This is a genomic window from Paenibacillus lacisediminis (genome assembly GCF_046567315.2).
This window is the reverse complement of sequence record NZ_JBKIAX020000019.1, coordinates 19,639-34,988: the sequence shown is the minus strand read 5'-3', so window position 1 is coordinate 34,988 and position 15,350 is coordinate 19,639. Positions and strand designations below refer to the sequence as shown.

General features: G+C 53.2%; 15 protein-coding genes. 9 read left to right on the top strand and 6 right to left on the bottom strand.

Translation table 11 applies throughout. The annotated features are described in order from the left end of the window. Position 1: 1 nt before the first annotated feature. The 4 genes from ACLD72_RS26800 to ACLD72_RS26785 form a co-directional block, all read right to left on the bottom strand. On the bottom strand, positions 2-1,045 hold the full coding sequence (locus tag ACLD72_RS26800; protein ID WP_411003219.1) for an ABC transporter permease: 1,044 nt from the start codon (positions 1,043-1,045) through the stop codon (positions 2-4). After that, positions 1,042-1,983 (bottom strand): oligopeptide ABC transporter permease, encoded by a 942-nt coding sequence (gene opp3b, locus ACLD72_RS26795; RefSeq protein WP_411003217.1) that lies wholly within the window; start codon positions 1,981-1,983, stop codon positions 1,042-1,044. Before opp3b ends, ACLD72_RS26800 begins: the two co-directional genes overlap by 4 nt. A gap of 22 nt (positions 1,984-2,005) precedes the next feature. Then, positions 2,006-3,691, bottom strand: a complete 1,686-nt coding sequence (locus ACLD72_RS26790) for a peptide ABC transporter substrate-binding protein (RefSeq protein ID WP_411003216.1) — start codon at positions 3,689-3,691, stop codon at positions 2,006-2,008. Positions 3,692-3,806: 115 nt separating this feature from the next. Next, positions 3,807-5,000, bottom strand: coding sequence for a M20 family metallopeptidase (locus tag ACLD72_RS26785; protein ID WP_411003214.1), 1,194 nt, complete (start codon positions 4,998-5,000; stop codon positions 3,807-3,809). A gap of 289 nt (positions 5,001-5,289) precedes the next feature. Here ACLD72_RS26785 and ACLD72_RS26780 point away from each other — a divergent pair, with 289 nt between their 5' ends. The 9 genes from ACLD72_RS26780 (at position 5,290) to ACLD72_RS26740 (ending at position 12,832) form a co-directional block, all read left to right on the top strand. Beyond that, positions 5,290-6,885, top strand: a complete 1,596-nt coding sequence (locus ACLD72_RS26780; RefSeq protein WP_411003212.1) for an ABC transporter substrate-binding protein — start codon at positions 5,290-5,292, stop codon at positions 6,883-6,885. 87 nt (positions 6,886-6,972) lie between these two features. After that, positions 6,973-7,923: an ABC transporter permease gene (locus ACLD72_RS26775; RefSeq protein ID WP_411003210.1), complete on the top strand. Its 951-nt coding sequence runs from the start codon at positions 6,973-6,975 to the stop codon at positions 7,921-7,923. Between the two features lie 188 nt (positions 7,924-8,111). Then, the gene (locus tag ACLD72_RS26770) at positions 8,112-9,041 is read left to right on the top strand and encodes an ABC transporter permease (protein WP_411003209.1); all 930 of its coding nucleotides are present in this window, start codon (positions 8,112-8,114) and stop codon (positions 9,039-9,041) included. A gap of 40 nt (positions 9,042-9,081) precedes the next feature. Beyond that, complete coding sequence (locus ACLD72_RS26765) at positions 9,082-10,089, top strand: ABC transporter ATP-binding protein (protein ID WP_411003208.1); 1,008 nt, start codon at positions 9,082-9,084, stop codon at positions 10,087-10,089. Next, positions 10,086-11,090, top strand: a complete 1,005-nt coding sequence (locus ACLD72_RS26760) for an ABC transporter ATP-binding protein (RefSeq protein WP_411003207.1) — start codon at positions 10,086-10,088, stop codon at positions 11,088-11,090. The genes ACLD72_RS26765 and ACLD72_RS26760 overlap by 4 nt, the downstream gene beginning before the upstream one ends. Positions 11,091-11,113: 23 nt before the next feature. Next, a complete protein-coding gene (locus ACLD72_RS26755) occupies positions 11,114-11,500 on the top strand; it encodes an OsmC family protein (protein WP_411003206.1) in 387 nt (128 codons plus the stop codon). Between the two features lie 95 nt (positions 11,501-11,595). Continuing rightward, positions 11,596-11,835 (top strand): hypothetical protein, encoded by a 240-nt coding sequence (locus tag ACLD72_RS26750; RefSeq protein WP_411003205.1) that lies wholly within the window; start codon positions 11,596-11,598, stop codon positions 11,833-11,835. A gap of 430 nt (positions 11,836-12,265) precedes the next feature. Continuing rightward, on the top strand, positions 12,266-12,568 hold the full coding sequence (locus tag ACLD72_RS26745; protein ID WP_411003204.1) for an iron-sulfur cluster assembly accessory protein: 303 nt from the start codon (positions 12,266-12,268) through the stop codon (positions 12,566-12,568). A 30-nt stretch (positions 12,569-12,598) separates the two neighbouring features. Next, entirely contained in the window at positions 12,599-12,832 is a 234-nt protein-coding gene (locus ACLD72_RS26740; RefSeq protein WP_155621056.1) for a YuzB family protein, read from the top strand. 648 nt (positions 12,833-13,480) lie between these two features. On the opposite strand, the gene ACLD72_RS26735 is transcribed toward ACLD72_RS26740, so the two are convergent. After that, on the bottom strand, positions 13,481-14,788 hold the full coding sequence (locus tag ACLD72_RS26735; RefSeq protein ID WP_411003202.1) for an FtsW/RodA/SpoVE family cell cycle protein: 1,308 nt from the start codon (positions 14,786-14,788) through the stop codon (positions 13,481-13,483). Further along, positions 14,785-15,117, bottom strand: coding sequence for a PadR family transcriptional regulator (locus ACLD72_RS26730; RefSeq protein WP_251596988.1), 333 nt, complete (start codon positions 15,115-15,117; stop codon positions 14,785-14,787). Before ACLD72_RS26730 ends, ACLD72_RS26735 begins: the two co-directional genes overlap by 4 nt. Positions 15,118-15,350 lie beyond the last annotated feature (233 nt).

Sequence of the window (15,350 nt, the reverse complement as noted above, 5' to 3'; positions counted from 1 at the left end):
CCTAATCTTTCATTTTCGGGTCAAAAGCGTCGCGCAGCCCGTCCGCCAGCAGGTTGAAAGAAATCATAATCAGGCACAGCACGGCGGCGGGAATCCACATCAGATGCGGCAGAAAGCGAAACGTTTTGTACCCTTCGTTCAGCAGCGTGCCCAGCGACGCATCGGGAGCGCGCACCCCGATGCCGATAAAGCTGAGGAAGGCCTCGAAAAATATCGCGCTCGGAATCGTAAACATCGTTTGAATGATGATGATGCCGCTCAGGTTCGGAATGATATGCTTGAGCGCGATGCGGTAAAAAGGCACGCCAAGCGTTCGCGAGGCGAGGACATATTCCTGCTCCTTAAGCTTCAGCGTTTGCGCGCGCACGACGCGGGCCATCGTGATCCAGCCGGTGAGGGCCAATGCGATGATGATCGAAGGAATTCCCGGTTTAAACACGAGCAGCATCAAAATGACGATCACCAGTGTCGGCACCCCTGAGACGATCTCCAGCGCGCGCTGCATGATATTGTCCGTAAATCCGCCTCTCCAGCCGGAAATCAATCCGTAGGTAATGCCGATAAACACGTCGAAAAGGGCGGCCGCGCCAGCGATCAGCAGCGAGATGCGCGTTCCCGCCAGCACTCGCGACAGTAAATCGCGGCCGAAGGCATCCGTACCGAAGTAGTAATTCACGCCCGCAGGCACTTTCGCCAGCGCGTATTTGTCGACCCACCCACCGGAAACTTTGGCCAGACCGTTAAACCCGTTAATCTGGACGCCGGGAATACGCGGCGGCAAATTGGCGTGCGGCAAATTTTGCAGATTCGGATCCTGCGGCGTATACCAAATCGAAGCAAATGCGATTAGGAGGATCGCCAGCAAAATATAAAGCGATACAAGAGCGGCCTTATTTTTCTTAAGCCGTCGCCAGGCGTCCCCATAAATGGAGAGCGCAGGCGGCGGCGCCTTTTCCATCTCTCTAAAAAAATCTCTGTCTAATGGTTCAAAATAGGAATCCGGAATTACCGGAACTTCGTTTATATTTCTGCCGATCATACTCATGATTTGCCTCCCGCAACCCTGATCCGCGGATCGATGATCCCGTATAAAATGTCCACGATTAAAATGACGGCAACCAGCAGCGTCGAATATAACAGGGTGACGCTCATAATCGTCGCATAATCATTGGTTAGGATCGATTTGACGAACTGCTCTCCGATACCGGGAATCGCAAAAATGTTCTCCACCACCAGCGAGCCTGTCATGAGGCCAACGGTCATCGGTCCCATAATCGTTAGCAGCGGGATGAGCGCGTTCTTCAGCCCGTGCACCACAGCGATGCGCCGCTCGCTTTGCCCTTTGGCTCTGGCCAATTCCACATAATCGCTGTTCAGCACCTCAATCATCTCAGTGCGGATAAAGCGGGCCGCGTCGGCCATCGGCGACATGGCTAAAGCCAGCGTCGGCAGGATGGTGGAACGGAACCCGTCGTTCCATAGTGCAATCGGCAGCCACTTCAAGCTTACGGCGAAAATAAGCTGCAGCAGAACCGCGAATATAAAGTTTGGGATGGAGCGGCCGATAATCGCGGACAGGGAAGCAAGGGTGTCAAGAAAGCTGTTCTGGTACATGGCGGAGACGGTTCCCAGCACAATTCCCAGAATTGTACCGAGTATCATCGCTTGCAGGCCGAGCTGAACGGACGGCCCGATCCGCTCAGCCAACAATTTGCTGACGGGCTGATTGCTGAACTGCAGCGATATGCCGAAGTCGCCGCGAACGATGCCGGACATATAGATCAGATAGCGCTCACCAAGCGGTTTGTTCAGCCCGTATTTTTCGTTCATAATTTCCCGCTGCTGCACCGTCAGCTTTTCTTCATTGCTGTAGGGGCTCCCCGGCAGAAAATTCATCAGCAGGAAGGTGATGAAGCTGATAAACAGCAGAGTAACCGCCATGTAAATCAGCCGTTTGGCAATAAATTTGCAATAAGTCCTCAAGGCGAAATCATCTCCAACTTATTTACTTGGCGGAGCCCTCTTCGATATAAGCCCGCGTAATTTCCAGCGGAGTGCCGAGGTTGTGGGTTACGATGCCTTTGACCTTGGACTTGACCAAGTAATTGGAAGCTCCCTGGTACAACGGAACGATGGGGGCTTTGCCCAGGATGTACTTTTGCGCCTCTTGCATGTCTTGCCAGCGGGCTGCGGGATCGGTCGAGTCCACGGTTTTAATTTTCGTGATTAGAGCATCATAGGCTTCATCGCTGTATTTGGCATGGTTATGTTCGTAGGTCGAATACAGCAGGTTCAAGTAGCTGACCGGGTCGAAGTCTCCGGTCCAGCCGCCGAGCGCCAGATCAAATTTGTAGGACATCATCTTATCGAACCGGACCTTGGTCGGCACGTTGCTGAGCTCAATCGTAACACCGGGGAGGTTCGTTTCCAGCTGGCTTTGCAAATACTGGCTTGTTTTCTTGGCCGCGTCCGTGTCGCTGGTAATCAGTTCAAGCGTGATCTTGTCTGTTCCCAGTTCTTTTTTGGCTTGTTCCCACAGCTTCTTGCCTTCCTCCACATCGGTAGTGACGAGCGTTCCCGCTTCATCGGAAAAGTCGGCGCCCGTCTCCGGGTTGACGGCAATGCCTTTAGGAACGATGCCGGTCAGCGGTCTGGAACCGTCGATCAGTACGTTGTTGACCAATTCCTCCCGGTTGATCACCAGCGAGATCGCTTTGCGGAAGTTTTCGTTTTGCAGCGCCTTATTGGAGCTGATGCCAAGCTCGAGGTTGGAATCCGTCAAGGTCAACACGGACAAATACTCGGGATCGTTAATATATTGGGCGATATACTCGCCGGACAAGGAGGCCACGTCGACGGCTCCGGACTCGTACAAATTGATGCCAGTCCCGATCTCCTTCACGACCTGAATGTTGATTTGATCCAGCTTGATGTTTTCTTTATCCCAGTAGTTTTCGTTTTTCGTATAACTCCAGGTGAGGCCGGTTCCGTCCCAATTCGTCAGCACAAACGGGCCGTTGCCCAGCGTGTTGTCGCTGTTGGTTCCATAGGCTTCGCTTTTGGCGGCGACAAACGCTTCATTCTGCGGAAACAGATTCACCGAGGACAGGGAGGCGGTAAAATAGGTGTCCGGGTATTCCAAGGTGATCTTCAGCTCGGTGTCGCTGACGGCCTCTATGCCCAGTTCCTCCTTCGGTTTCTTGCCTTCGTTGATCGCCTGGGCGTTTTTGATGTTGAAATATGTACTTGCGTTTTGCGCCGCAGTGGCCGGATCAAACAGCCGTCTCCAGGCATACACGAAGTCTTTCGCCGTCAGCGGGTCGCCGTTGGACCATTTCAAGCCGTCCCGCAGCTTGATCGTATAGGTCAGGCCGTCCTCGCTGATCACCGGATCGCCGGTGGCGAGAACGGGCACCGTTTGGTTGTTTCCGTCAATTTTATAGAGCCCTTCGGCAAAAATCTCGATTTGCGAAGAGCTTAATGTATCATAGGATTTCACCGAGTCGGAGGTCGGCAGCTCGCTGGCGATGATCCAGTTTAAAACTTGCTGCGCCGCCGTCTTCTCCGCTTCCTGGTTTGCGGCCGCTGAATTCGCCCTGTTCGCCTCGCCCGCTTGGCTTGCGGCGCAGCCGGCCAGCACCAGGGCCACGGCCGCGCTCAACAACAAGCTTTGCTTCCATTTTGTTTTCATTTTACATACCTCCTAACAAGTTAATCTTATTATTTGCATTGAAATAATCGGTTTAAAGACAGTGTTGAACCCTCAATTCCGGGGTTGTGCCAAGGACTACCCGTCGTGGTCGTAATTACCCGTGCGTGCGCGCAAAGTCTTCCTTCACTTTGACCAGCAGCTCCGGGTTTTCCAGCAGTTGCAGACCGGCCAAAGCAAGCGCCTTGGCGGCGGTGATCAGCGCCTCGTCCGCTTTGGCGGATGCCGCCGCTTCGCGAAAAGCGGGAGTATGGGCAACGAGGTCGGCCGGACCGATTTTAATATAGGCATGAGAGGTCGGAACGACGTGGCTGACGTTGCCGGCATCGGTAGATCCCAGTCCTTTCCGCTCTTCGTGAATCAACACCTCGCCTAACTGCTCGAGTTCTTTACCAACGATTTCGTCAAGCGTCCGATTGATGATAATGTCCTTCACTTCGTTCTGAAACCGTTCGATTCTGACGGTGCTGCCGGTCGCAAGCGCCGCTCCCTCGGCGATGTAGCGGACTTTGGCCGAGATTTCCTCCGTTTCCGCCCAGGTCGTCGAACGGATGTAAAAACGCGCCGCAGCGTATTCCGGAATAATATTCGGGGCATCGCCGCCGTGTGTAATAATGCCGTGAATGCGCACATGGTCCGGAAGCTGCTGCCTTAGGGCGTTGATTCCGTTGAACAACAGGAGGACCGCGTCCAGCGCATTGATTCCTTGCTCCGGCGAGCCGGCGGCGTGGGCGGGTTTGCCGTAAAAATGAAAATCAAGCGGATCGACAGCCAGACTTGATCCGGTCAGCCGCGTCTCTCCGGACGGATGGATCATCAGTGCCGCATCGATGCCATCAAACAACCCGTGCTTGGCAAAGCTGCCTTTGGCGCTGCCGTTGGTGCCTCCTTCTTCGGCCGGCGTGCCGAACACATACACTTCCCCTCCGGTTTCCTCCGCAACTCCGGCCAGCGCGATCGCCGCCGCGGTGCTGATCGTCCCGATCAAATTATGGCCGCAGGCGTGGCCGAGCCCGGGGAGGGCATCGTATTCGGCAAGATACCCGATTTTGGGCCCGGGTTTGGACGAATCCTTGCGGGCAACAAAGCCGGTTTCGTGACCCGCGATGTTCCAGCTTACCTCAAACCCGGCGTCCTCTAAAATCTTGCTCAGCGTTTGCGAAGCGAAAAACTCCTCATTGCCGATCTCCGGCCGTGCATGAATCGCCTGGCTGGTTTCGATATACCGCTTTTTTGCGGCCTCGATATGCAGCTTAATCCGCTCCCGCCGATTCGTCAAAACAGTGCTCATGATATTTCTCCCTCCTGTTTAATTAATACTTATAATTCCTGTCTTCTTAATCGGAATTAAGATCAAAAAATAATCTTGAAGCTCAGGAAATTATTGGGGCAGATTTGCTAAATACTCTAGTACACGTATGAAAAATTGTCAATGAGAAATCGGATGGGTTGAGTATCGCTTCCGCCGAGCTTTTTCGACATTTTTTAGCAAAATGAATTGACAGCCTCACGATCCTAACCTATACTTATCTCGATTAATCCGATAAAATAACTTGGTATAATGTTGGGGGAGGATTCAGATGAGAGTGAACAAATTAAGCGTGGTGGCATTGATCCTGGTGTTGTCGTTGGCGCTTTCCGCCTGCGGCAAAGGGAGCGATGGCGACGCCCAAAAAGGTTCCGCGCAAAATGAAGGCAATTCGGCGGAACAGACGAAGGAGTACAAAGATACGCTTAATGTAGCCGTAACCGCCCAACCGCCGACTTTGGATTCGGCCAGCACGGTTTCCGCCGTCACATTTGACATCGCGGGGAACATTTTTGAACAGCTGTTTACTTTGAATGCGCAATATGAACCCGTTCCGCAGCTGGCGGAGTCCGTCGAAAAAAGCGATGACGGGTTGACGTACACGTTCCCTCTTCGAAAAGGAGTCACGTTCCATAACGGAAAAGAAATGGTCGCGGATGATGTTGTGGCTTCGATGAACCGCTGGCTGGAGACGTCCTCGCGCGCAAAGTCGCTGCTTGCCGGGGCTAAGTTTGAGAAAATCGACGACTATACGGTGAAATTGACCGTGGAGAAGGCGACTTCGGATGTGTTGACCTTGCTGGCGTCGCATGCCCAGTTCCCGGCCATTATGCCTAAAGAGGTGATCGATGGGGTGACGGCGGACGGGCTCAAGGAATATATCGGGACCGGTCCGTACCAGTTCAAGGAATGGAAGCAGGACCAATACATTCAGCTGGTGAAATATGACGGCTATAAGGGGCTTGATACGGAGGCCAGCGGGTATTCCGGCAAAAAAGAAGCGCCTGTACAAAACCTGTTTTTCTATTTCGTCTCCGACCCGGCGACCCGGATCGCAGGCATCCAAACGGGGAAATACGACGTGGCCGCAAGCATTCCGACCGAAAACTACGATGAACTTGCCGCGGATAGCGGCATTCAATTGCATACATACGCCGGCGGAGCCTTGACGGCGTTCCTGAACACCAGCGAAGGCTTGCTTAAGAATGAAAAGCTCCGCCAAGCGATCCTGGCTTCGCTGAACGATGAAGAGATTTTGTTGGCAAGCTATGCGAAACCCGAACTGTACACGTTGTCTCCGGGGTACATGAACCTGAAGCAGCCGCAATGGAGCACGGACGCGGGGAAAGAATACTACAATCAGAACAATCCGGAGAAGGCCAAGCAGCTTTTGCAGGAAGCGGACTACAACGGCGAAGAAATCACCTTGCTGACGACCAAAGATTATGCCGAAATGTACACGGCCACGCTGGTGATTCAGGATCAGCTTAAGAAGGCCGGATTCAACGTCAAAGTGGACAACTACGATTTTCCGACTTTTCTTGAAACAAAAAATAACCGCAGCAAATGGGATCTGTTCGTGGCCAGCACGGGCTATCAGCTGACTCCGCCGCAAATGCTCGTCGTTACGCCGGATTGGGCGGGGCTCGATCATGAGACTGTCAAAAACGGCATCGTTGCATTGCGCGGAGCAGCCACGCCCGAGGATGCAAAGCAGGAGTGGGAGAAAATCCAAACCTTCCTTTACGAATATGGAGCAGCTACGGTGCTCGGCCATTACAACAGCGTTATTGCGACGACGAAAAGCGTTGAAGGCTTTGCGGTTCAGGATAGCTTCATTATCTGGAACGCGAAAGCTTCCAAATAGAGCAAAACCCAAAGGATGGTCCGCGAGGCAGCATAATGGGACCATCCTCCTTTTCTTCGTCAGATTTCAATAAATGAGGGATGATCTGTGCTCGGATATTTCATCAAACGGCTGGCGTCACTGGTTCCGGTATTGTTTGTCGTTACGCTGGCGATTTTTCTGATCATTCACGTCATGCCCGGAGATCCCGCCGCAACGATGCTTGGCATGGAAGCGACGGAAGCCGATATCACGTCCTTAAATGAACAACTCGGGTTCGATCGTCCGCTATACGAACAATATGCCGGTTGGATCGTAAGCGTAGCCAGAGGGGACCTTGGCCAATCGATTTTTATGCATCAGCCGGTAGCCGAGGCGATATTCGAGCATATTTCACCAACGCTCTCTCTGGCCGTGTTGGCCGAGGCGATCGCGCTGATGTTGGCGATTCCTTTCGGAATTATCGCGGCCTATAAGCGTGGCTCCTTGGCTGACATTTCATTGATGAGCGTTTCGCTGCTCGGCATGGCCATCCCAAGCTTTATGCTGGGGCTGTTTCTGATGCTGCTTATTGGCGTGAAGCTGCAGTGGCTGCCGGTGGCGGGTTATGAACCGCTGGAAGCCGGGTTGTGGAATCACCTGAAATATTTGATTTTGCCGGCGATTTCCCTCGGAACGATCCAGGCGGCGCTGATTACGCGGATGACGCGGGCGTCGATGCTCGAAACGTTGAGCTTTAATTTTATCAAAACGGCCAGGGCCAAGGGCCTGCGGGAGATCCGCGTGCTTTTGAAGCACGCTTTTCGGAACGCTTTTTTGCCCATCTTGACGGTCATCGGGCAGAGCTTTGGATCACTTATGACCGGAGCGGTCGTGGTGGAGTCGATTTTTAACATTCCCGGGCTGGGACAGCTGATTTTGAACTCGATCGTTAGAAGGGACTTTATGGTCATCCAAGGGGTTGTCCTGACCGTCACTCTCGTGTATGTGGGCATTAACTTGCTGATCGATTTATTGTATGGCGCCGTCGATCCCAGGGTACGACTCGATCGCAAATAGGGGAGTCATCTTTTGATCACGAAGCTTATACACAGAAGCGGATTCGACGTCGAATCTTGAACTCAGCCGGGCCTTCCGTTGCTCACGTAGGCTCCCCTACGCTCCGCTACTCAGTCCCTAGCCTCATCCAACCTTCTCGGTGCTGAAAACCTGACTTTTTGAACACAGACAAATAGGGGAGAAAAGCAATGAACACGTTACAGGACAAAAAAGAGATCGCGGCGTTGAGCCAGCGGTTGAAAAAAGAGCATCGCCGGATGCTCCTTAAGCGAATCGGGGGCAACTACAGCTTGCTGGCCGGCGGCGTAATCCTGGTTGTATTGCTCGTTGTCGCGGCGATCGGGCCGCTGCTCGTGAAGTTCGACCCGACCTCGATGGACGTGGTCAACCGGCTCAAAACGCCTGGCGCGGGGCACCTGCTCGGCACCGATGAATTCGGACGCGATCTGTTGACGCGCATGATCTACGGCACCCGGGTATCCATGACCGTCGGCCTGACCGTTTCGCTAATTTCGTCCGCGCTTGGTTTCGTAATCGGTCTGTATGCGAGTTATTACAAGCTGCTCGACCATGTTTTAATGCGGATTTGTGACGGTTTGATCGCCATCCCGGGCATTTTGCTGGCTATAGCCTTAATGGCCGCATTGGGCGCTTCCTCGTTGAACGTCATCGCGGCTTTGACGATTGTGTTCACGCCAAACATCGCCCGAACCGTCCGCTCCACCGCTCTGGTCATCCGCGAGCAGGCCTATGTGGAAGCCATGGAGGCGCAAGGAGCGGGCGCGAATCGGATTATCTGGCTGCACATCGCTCCGAACGCCTTGTCTCCGCTGCTCGTCCAGGCTACTTTCGTCTTTGCCGAGGCGATTATATCCGAAGCCGCTTTGAGCTTTTTGGGGGCGGGAATACCGGCGCCTGCGGCGAGCTGGGGCAATATTTTGCAGGCGGGCAAGCTGGTGATCGGAAAGGCCTGGTGGATGGTCGTTTTTCCGGGCGCCGCTGTCATTCTCTCCGTGCTGAGCTTGAATTTGCTCGGAGACGGATTGCGCGATCTGCTTGATCCGCACGGTAAGCAGAGACACCGGAAATTGCGGCGTCTGTTTGCACGGGGAGCCTGAATATTCAGGATTTCCTGGCTAAAAGGGAGGTAGTTGCACCGTGAGTGAAGAGCCTTTGTTGGCAGTAGAAAATCTAAAGACGCATTTTTATACGGAACGGGGAAGGGTGACCGCTGTGGACGGGGTCAGCTTTTCCGTGCAGCGCGGGGAAATCGTCGGCATTGTTGGAGAATCAGGCTGCGGAAAAAGCGTGATGTCCCAATCGCTGCTCCGGCTGCTTGAGCACATGGACGAAATTGAATATGAGGGAAAAGTGTTGTTCGAGAACCAAAATTTGCTGGACCTTCCGCTTTCCCGAATGAGGAAGATCCGCGGAAACGAGATCTCCATGATTTTTCAAGATCCGCTGACTTCTTTAAATCCGTTGTACACGATCGGGGATCAGATTGCGGAAGGCATCGCCATGCATCAGAAGCTGCCGCGGAAGGCGGCGATGAAGCGGGCGGTGGAGATGTTGCGGCTGACCGGTATTCCTTCGCCGGAGGAGCGCGCACGCAGCTACCCGCATGAACTGTCCGGCGGGATGCAGCAGCGGGCGGTGATCGCCATGGCCTTATCCTGCGAGCCGAGGCTCCTTATTGCCGATGAGCCAACAACCGCGCTGGACGTCACGATCCAAGCCCAAATTCTTGAACTGATCGTCGACTTGAACAAGCGGTTGGATATGGGCGTGGTGTTCATCACCCATGATTTGGGCGTCGTCTCCGAAATATGCGACAGCGTCAAGGTGATGTATTTGGGCCAGATCGTGGAGGAGGCCCCGGCGGACTGCCTGTTTTCCGCTCCGCTTCATCCTTACACGCAAGGCCTGATCCGCTCCTTGCCCAAAATGTCGGGGAACCGCGACGAGCCGCTGCATGTGATTCCCGGAACGGTTCCGCCGCTAAGCCAGGTTCCCCAAGGGTGCCGCTTTGCCACTAGATGTCCGTTTGCCGACGAGCAGTGCCGGCAGAGTGAGCCGTTGATGGAACAGGCTGGCGAAAGACACCACGTCAAATGCTGGCATTACGCCAAAATCAGCCGTTCAGGGGAGGAGATCGCCGAATGACTCAACACGCTTCTCTGGCGGAGCCGCTGCTGAAGGCAACTTCGCTGGAAAAAAAGTTTCCCGCGTCGGGCGCGTTTCTTGGCGGGGTCAAAGGTAAACGGCAAATCCATGCGATTAACGGGGTCTCCCTCTCCTTATACGGAGGGGAAACTTACGGTCTTGTCGGCGAATCCGGTTCGGGCAAGAGCACGACCGGACGAGTCCTGGCGGGGCTTACGCCAGCCAGTTCAGGGCAGGTGGAGTACGGAGACCGGGATTTGACCAAGTTGTCCAAAAAGGAACTGCGCAAATTGCGGAAGGATATTCAAGTTGTTTTCCAGGACCCGTATTCGTCGCTGAATCCGCGAAAGCGGATCGGCGCTATTTTGGAGGAGCCGCTGCTGATCCATAAGCTGGGGAGCAAGGAGGAGCGCGGGGCGCAGGCGTTCGAGATTTTGCAGGCGGTTGGGATGCAGCCCGAGCATTACTTCCGTTATCCGCATGAGTTGTCGGGCGGGCAACGGCAGCGGCTGGGGCTCGCACGGGCGTTGATTCTCGATCCGAAAATCCTGATCTGCGACGAGCCTGTGTCCGCGCTGGACGTGTCCATTCAATCGCAAATCTTGAATATGCTCAAACAACTGCAGCGGCAGCGGAAGCTGACCATGCTGTTTATCACGCACGACATCAGCGTGGTGCGCTACATTTCCGACCGGATCGGCATCATGTACTTGGGGAGGATCGTGGAGGAAGCTGGGACCGAAGAGCTTTTTGAGAATCCGCAGCATCCTTATACGAAGGCGCTGTTTTCGGCGGTGCCCGATCTGGCCCGCGGCCGGATGAAGGAACGGATCGTGCTTAAGGGAGAAATTCCGTCTCCGCTGTCGCTGCCGGCGGGCTGCGTCTTCCACACCCGCTGCCCGCTGGCGACGGAAATCTGCCGCGCGGCGTCCCCCGCTTTGCGGGAGAACGGGGCCGCTCACATGGTGGCCTGCCACTTAGCCGAAGGCGGCGTCAATTGAAATTTGAAAGGAGCATTTATTCCATGACAACAATCAAATTCGCCAACAAGCGAAATGAAATTTACAACGGGGCAGGGTTTCAATTGATCGGTGCGCCCGGACCTGATCAAACCGGCCTGAACCCCAAGGAATTGCTTGAGGCTTCGCTGGGGCTGTGCATTTCAATCACATTGCGGAATTTGCTGGAACGTGATGAAATAACCGTAGACCCGTCCCAGATCGAGGTGGAGGTTTCGGCTTTGAAGGAGCCGGGCGTCAAAAGCCGGTTTACTCGTTTTCACGTTGAATTGAAGCTGCCATATATCTTGGAAGTGGACTACAAGAACAAATTGATTGCCAATGTGGAACGGGTTTGCACGATCAGCAATACGTTAAGACATCCGCCGGTCATCGAAGTCATCGAGTTATAAATTTTTGCGTCGATTGGGTTCCGGATGCTGAAATCAACGATTTGGGATAAACTATATAGTAGGAAATAGGGATTCAAAGAGAAGGGTGAAGTCATATGAGATGGACGAAAATTCTATCGCTTCGGCATTGGTCCCATATTTTTCGCCGCACTCTGCCGCTCCTGACCTCCGGGAATGTGCCGTTCACCGACAAGCTGCTGCTGGTCGCACCGGCGCTATTGTATTGGTTTCTGCCGGATGTGATGCCGTTCATCCCGATCGATGATATGGCCGTGACGCTGCTGCTGATGAATTGGTTCGTCACCCGGGTCGAGCGCAAGTATCCGGGAGTTTAGCTTGGCCGCGCCTGGTGTAAGCCAGGCGGGCTTTTTTCGGTTGATTTCGAATTGATTACGAATTGATCCTATCTATTGGCCGCCTTGAAATCTAACGGTCGTAACAGCTGCTATTTTACGAAAAAAGACCTTTTCTAAATTTTAACGGTTGTGAGCGCCGTTATTTGCTTTGATCCAGGTGAAATTAGCCAGTTTTAAGTGAAATAAGCGCGTTGGCAACCGTTAGAGTTTGAAATTGGCGTTTTTGAAGCAAATAGCGGCTGTGGCAACCGTTAAAATAGTTACGTGGTTAGAAATGTATCTTGTCAGATCTGATTTGATGGAACATTGGTGGTGCAATAAGGATTTTTAGCAGACGGCCTTGCTTGTTTTGCCGGGTTTCTTTACAATAGGAATGTTAGGCAAGCCATTTGAGGATAGGAGAGATCGTATGAACGTGAAAATTACCCGCAACGCGGCGAAAGTGATAAAAACAGAATTGGAAAAGGAAGAAAACCAAGGCCTGGTGCTTAAAGTGTTCATCACCCACTCGCATGGCGACCATGCCCACTATGGCCTGGATCTGGTGAAACCGGACGAGAAGGGGCAAATCGTAAAGACGGATAAAGAGATCGACGTGCTCGTTGAAGGTACGGACCCGCTGCTTGATGGCGTGAAGATCGATTACTTGTATTTTCCGGAGGAAGGTTTTGTCATCACCAATCCGTCCAAAGGCAACCACGGAGATCACTAAGGCAAAGCATCAGTAAAGAAGGGACCAAGCATGGCTAACGATATTCGGATTTGCGATAAATGCAATCATATCCGCATGAAGACGTTTGTACCGAAACTGCAGAAGCTCGCGCCGGACGCTGAGATCAAGGTCGGCTGCAAATCGTATTGCGGTCCTTGCGGCAAAAGAGCGTTCGTATATATCAACGGCCGGTACATCAGCGCGCCAACGGAAGAGGAAGTGCTGGCTAAAGCCGCACCGTTCGTGAAAAAACCGAAACTATAACAGGCAGCCGGTTAAGAGCTGCCTGGAAATCAGGCCGAGAGACGCGGCCAAGGGATTACCGCCGGGGATTAGGCTCCGGCGGTTTTTTAGGGCTGGCTCAACCGCGCCAGCTGGGTCATCTGCGCCAAGTGGGCTAAGTGCGCCAAGTGCGCTAAGTGCGCCAAGTGCGCCAAGTGCGCCAAGTGGGCTAAGTGCGCCAAGTGCGCTAAGTGCGCTAAGTGCGCCAAGTGCGCCAAGTGGGCTAAGTGCGCCAAGTGCGCTAAGTGCGCCAAGTGCGCCAAGTGCGCCAAGTGGGCTAAGTGAACCAACTACACCAAGTGCAAAAGTGCATGCGGTTTTCGTCGAAATTCCTCGAAACGGGTGGTTCAACTGCAAAAATGCAGTTCATTTTCAGTCAGAGCACTCTTTTTTATCGAACAGTCCCTAATGAGCTGCACTTTTGCATTTGATCGGTCATTATCGGGGAGGATTGCCCCTAATCGCCTGCACTTTTGCATTTCATGAAATGTCGTAACATTCCCCAATTGTCGCATTGTCCTCATATCGTTACATTACCCTCATATCGTTACATCAACCTCAAATTGTAGCATCGAGCGCAACACCGCGCGCTGGGAACTGCTCACGGATCTCAAGCGCGAGCGTTTCCTGTCACCTTACACGCATCATATCCTTCCGCCGGTATACGCTGTAGATGAGTCCGATGGCCGCCAGCTGCGCCAACATTCCGCTTCCTCCGTAGCTGATCAAGGGGAACGACACGTCGGAGATCGGTAAAACCCCCAGCGACATGCCGATGCTCCAGACGAATTGGACGGCGAATAAAGCTCCGAGGCCGGTGATGAGAATTTTACCGTAGGATTCTTTTATGGCCAAACCTGCCTTCATCAAATGGAAAATGAAAAACAGAAAGCTGAACAAAACGAAGGCGCCGAACATCCAACCTAAACTGTAAACAAGATATGTAAATATGTGATCCGTATGAATGTAGGGTAACCAGTCCATTTGCAAGCCGAAGCCATGCCCCCGCCATCCTGCTGAACGAATAGCCTCATCAATTTTCGTATAAGTGTATCCCGAACCGTCGGCGTCCCGATAGCGCCATAAAAAGGTGATTAGCCGCGCCTGGCCGCGATCGCTAAGCAGCGCCGGCAAAAGAAAAATCGCCGTGACCAGGGAAAGGTACGCCATAACCCAGCGCCGTCCATACCCGGAAAAGCACAACATTAAGGCGAAGGTAACAGCGTAGAGTACCAGGTTAACGAAGGATGGAATCGACGCAAACATAAGCAGCGGGATGATGCCGAAAACGACGAGCTGCCTTAAAGCGGTCCGCCCGTTTTCATATCCCCGGGAGAGAACGCCTGCCGCCGCGATGGTAAAGAGATAGGGGCAGAATACGTTGAAATTCAAATTAAACCCAAGCGCCGCTATAACCCAATAACTTGCACCGTTAACCTGTTCGCCCAATAGATGTGCCCCCAGCAACATCACGATCGCTGTTCCGTAAATCGCCCAAGAATAATTGCGGAGATCTCGATAATGAATCCGGCTTAACGTGAACAAAACCGCCAATCCTACCGCCATATAGACTGCTTGATTGGGGAATAAGGAGATACCTGACATACGACTGCTTCCGGCATCATAACTAAGCTGCACAGCATACATGGATAGCAGCGCAATCCCCAGCAGCAGCGTCAAGACGGACAGCATGGCCCATGGGACGCGCGGCTTGTGCACACGGTTCAACCCTTGCGCGACCGCATCTGTATCTCCCATCTGGGCGATGGCCTGCCGGGCGGCCGCTTCGTCATCCAAGCCTTGGGCGCGTAAGGATTCCCAAAGCTCGTCCAAATGGCCGGCTATCTCCTCGCTTATTTCTTGGCGCAGCTCTCGCGCCTTTACTTGCCTGCACACCTGTTTAGCATACTCCTGCAAAAGCGGATGCAAATTTCTCATGCCGGTCCCTCCCCGAGCACCCGATCGACGGCCCCCCGGAACAACTGCCATTCCTGCTTCTTTTCCTGAAGCTGCCGTCTGCCGTTATCCGTGATCCGGTAATACTTGCGTTTTCGCCCCTCGGCTTCTTCCCAATAGGCTTCCAGCCAGCGTTCGGTCTCCATGCCGTGAAGAATCGGGTAAAGTGTGCCTTCCTTCAAGGCAAACGTGCCTTCCGACATACGCTCCAGCTCTTTGATCAACTGGTAACCATACAGGTCCTGCTTGTCCAGCAGCGTCAGGATCAGCATGCCTGTGCTTCCCTTAAGCAGTTCCTTATTTACTTTCAATTTTGGCGCCCCCTTCCATTTTCATACCAATCATTATACATAGAATTAATATGCATCGCAAATCTATGTATTAACAAGTGCCGATTTTGAGGTTGAGCCCAATTTAACGGTAAAAAAGTCCGCTACTCAAAGCGATCCAACGAATTTTGCCTCGATAGCGGACATTTTTGTCCTTATTTTCCTTGAGAAGGGCCGTCAATGGTGGTTACACCGCTTGCGCTGTGAAATAACGC

Excerpts from the sequence above, each read along its gene's own strand:
- ACLD72_RS26750 (WP_411003205.1), top strand. The coding sequence starts at position 11,596 with ATGAGATGGACGAAAATTCTATCGCTTCGGCATTGGTCCCATATTTTT.
- ACLD72_RS26780 (WP_411003212.1), top strand. The coding sequence starts at position 5,290 with ATGAGAGTGAACAAATTAAGCGTGGTGGCATTGATCCTGGTGTTGTCG.
- ACLD72_RS26735 (WP_411003202.1), bottom strand. The coding sequence starts at position 14,788 with ATGAGAAATTTGCATCCGCTTTTGCAGGAGTATGCTAAACAGGTGTGC.
- ACLD72_RS26740 (WP_155621056.1), top strand. The coding sequence starts at position 12,599 with ATGGCTAACGATATTCGGATTTGCGATAAATGCAATCATATCCGCATG.
- ACLD72_RS26770 (WP_411003209.1), top strand. The coding sequence starts at position 8,112 with ATGAACACGTTACAGGACAAAAAAGAGATCGCGGCGTTGAGCCAGCGG.
- ACLD72_RS26745 (WP_411003204.1), top strand. The coding sequence starts at position 12,266 with ATGAACGTGAAAATTACCCGCAACGCGGCGAAAGTGATAAAAACAGAA.
- ACLD72_RS26790 (WP_411003216.1), bottom strand. The coding sequence starts at position 3,691 with ATGAAAACAAAATGGAAGCAAAGCTTGTTGTTGAGCGCGGCCGTGGCC.
- ACLD72_RS26800 (WP_411003219.1), bottom strand. The coding sequence starts at position 1,045 with ATGAGTATGATCGGCAGAAATATAAACGAAGTTCCGGTAATTCCGGAT.
- ACLD72_RS26755 (WP_411003206.1), top strand. The coding sequence starts at position 11,114 with ATGACAACAATCAAATTCGCCAACAAGCGAAATGAAATTTACAACGGG.
- ACLD72_RS26785 (WP_411003214.1), bottom strand. The coding sequence starts at position 5,000 with ATGAGCACTGTTTTGACGAATCGGCGGGAGCGGATTAAGCTGCATATC.
- ACLD72_RS26760 (WP_411003207.1), top strand. The coding sequence starts at position 10,086 with ATGACTCAACACGCTTCTCTGGCGGAGCCGCTGCTGAAGGCAACTTCG.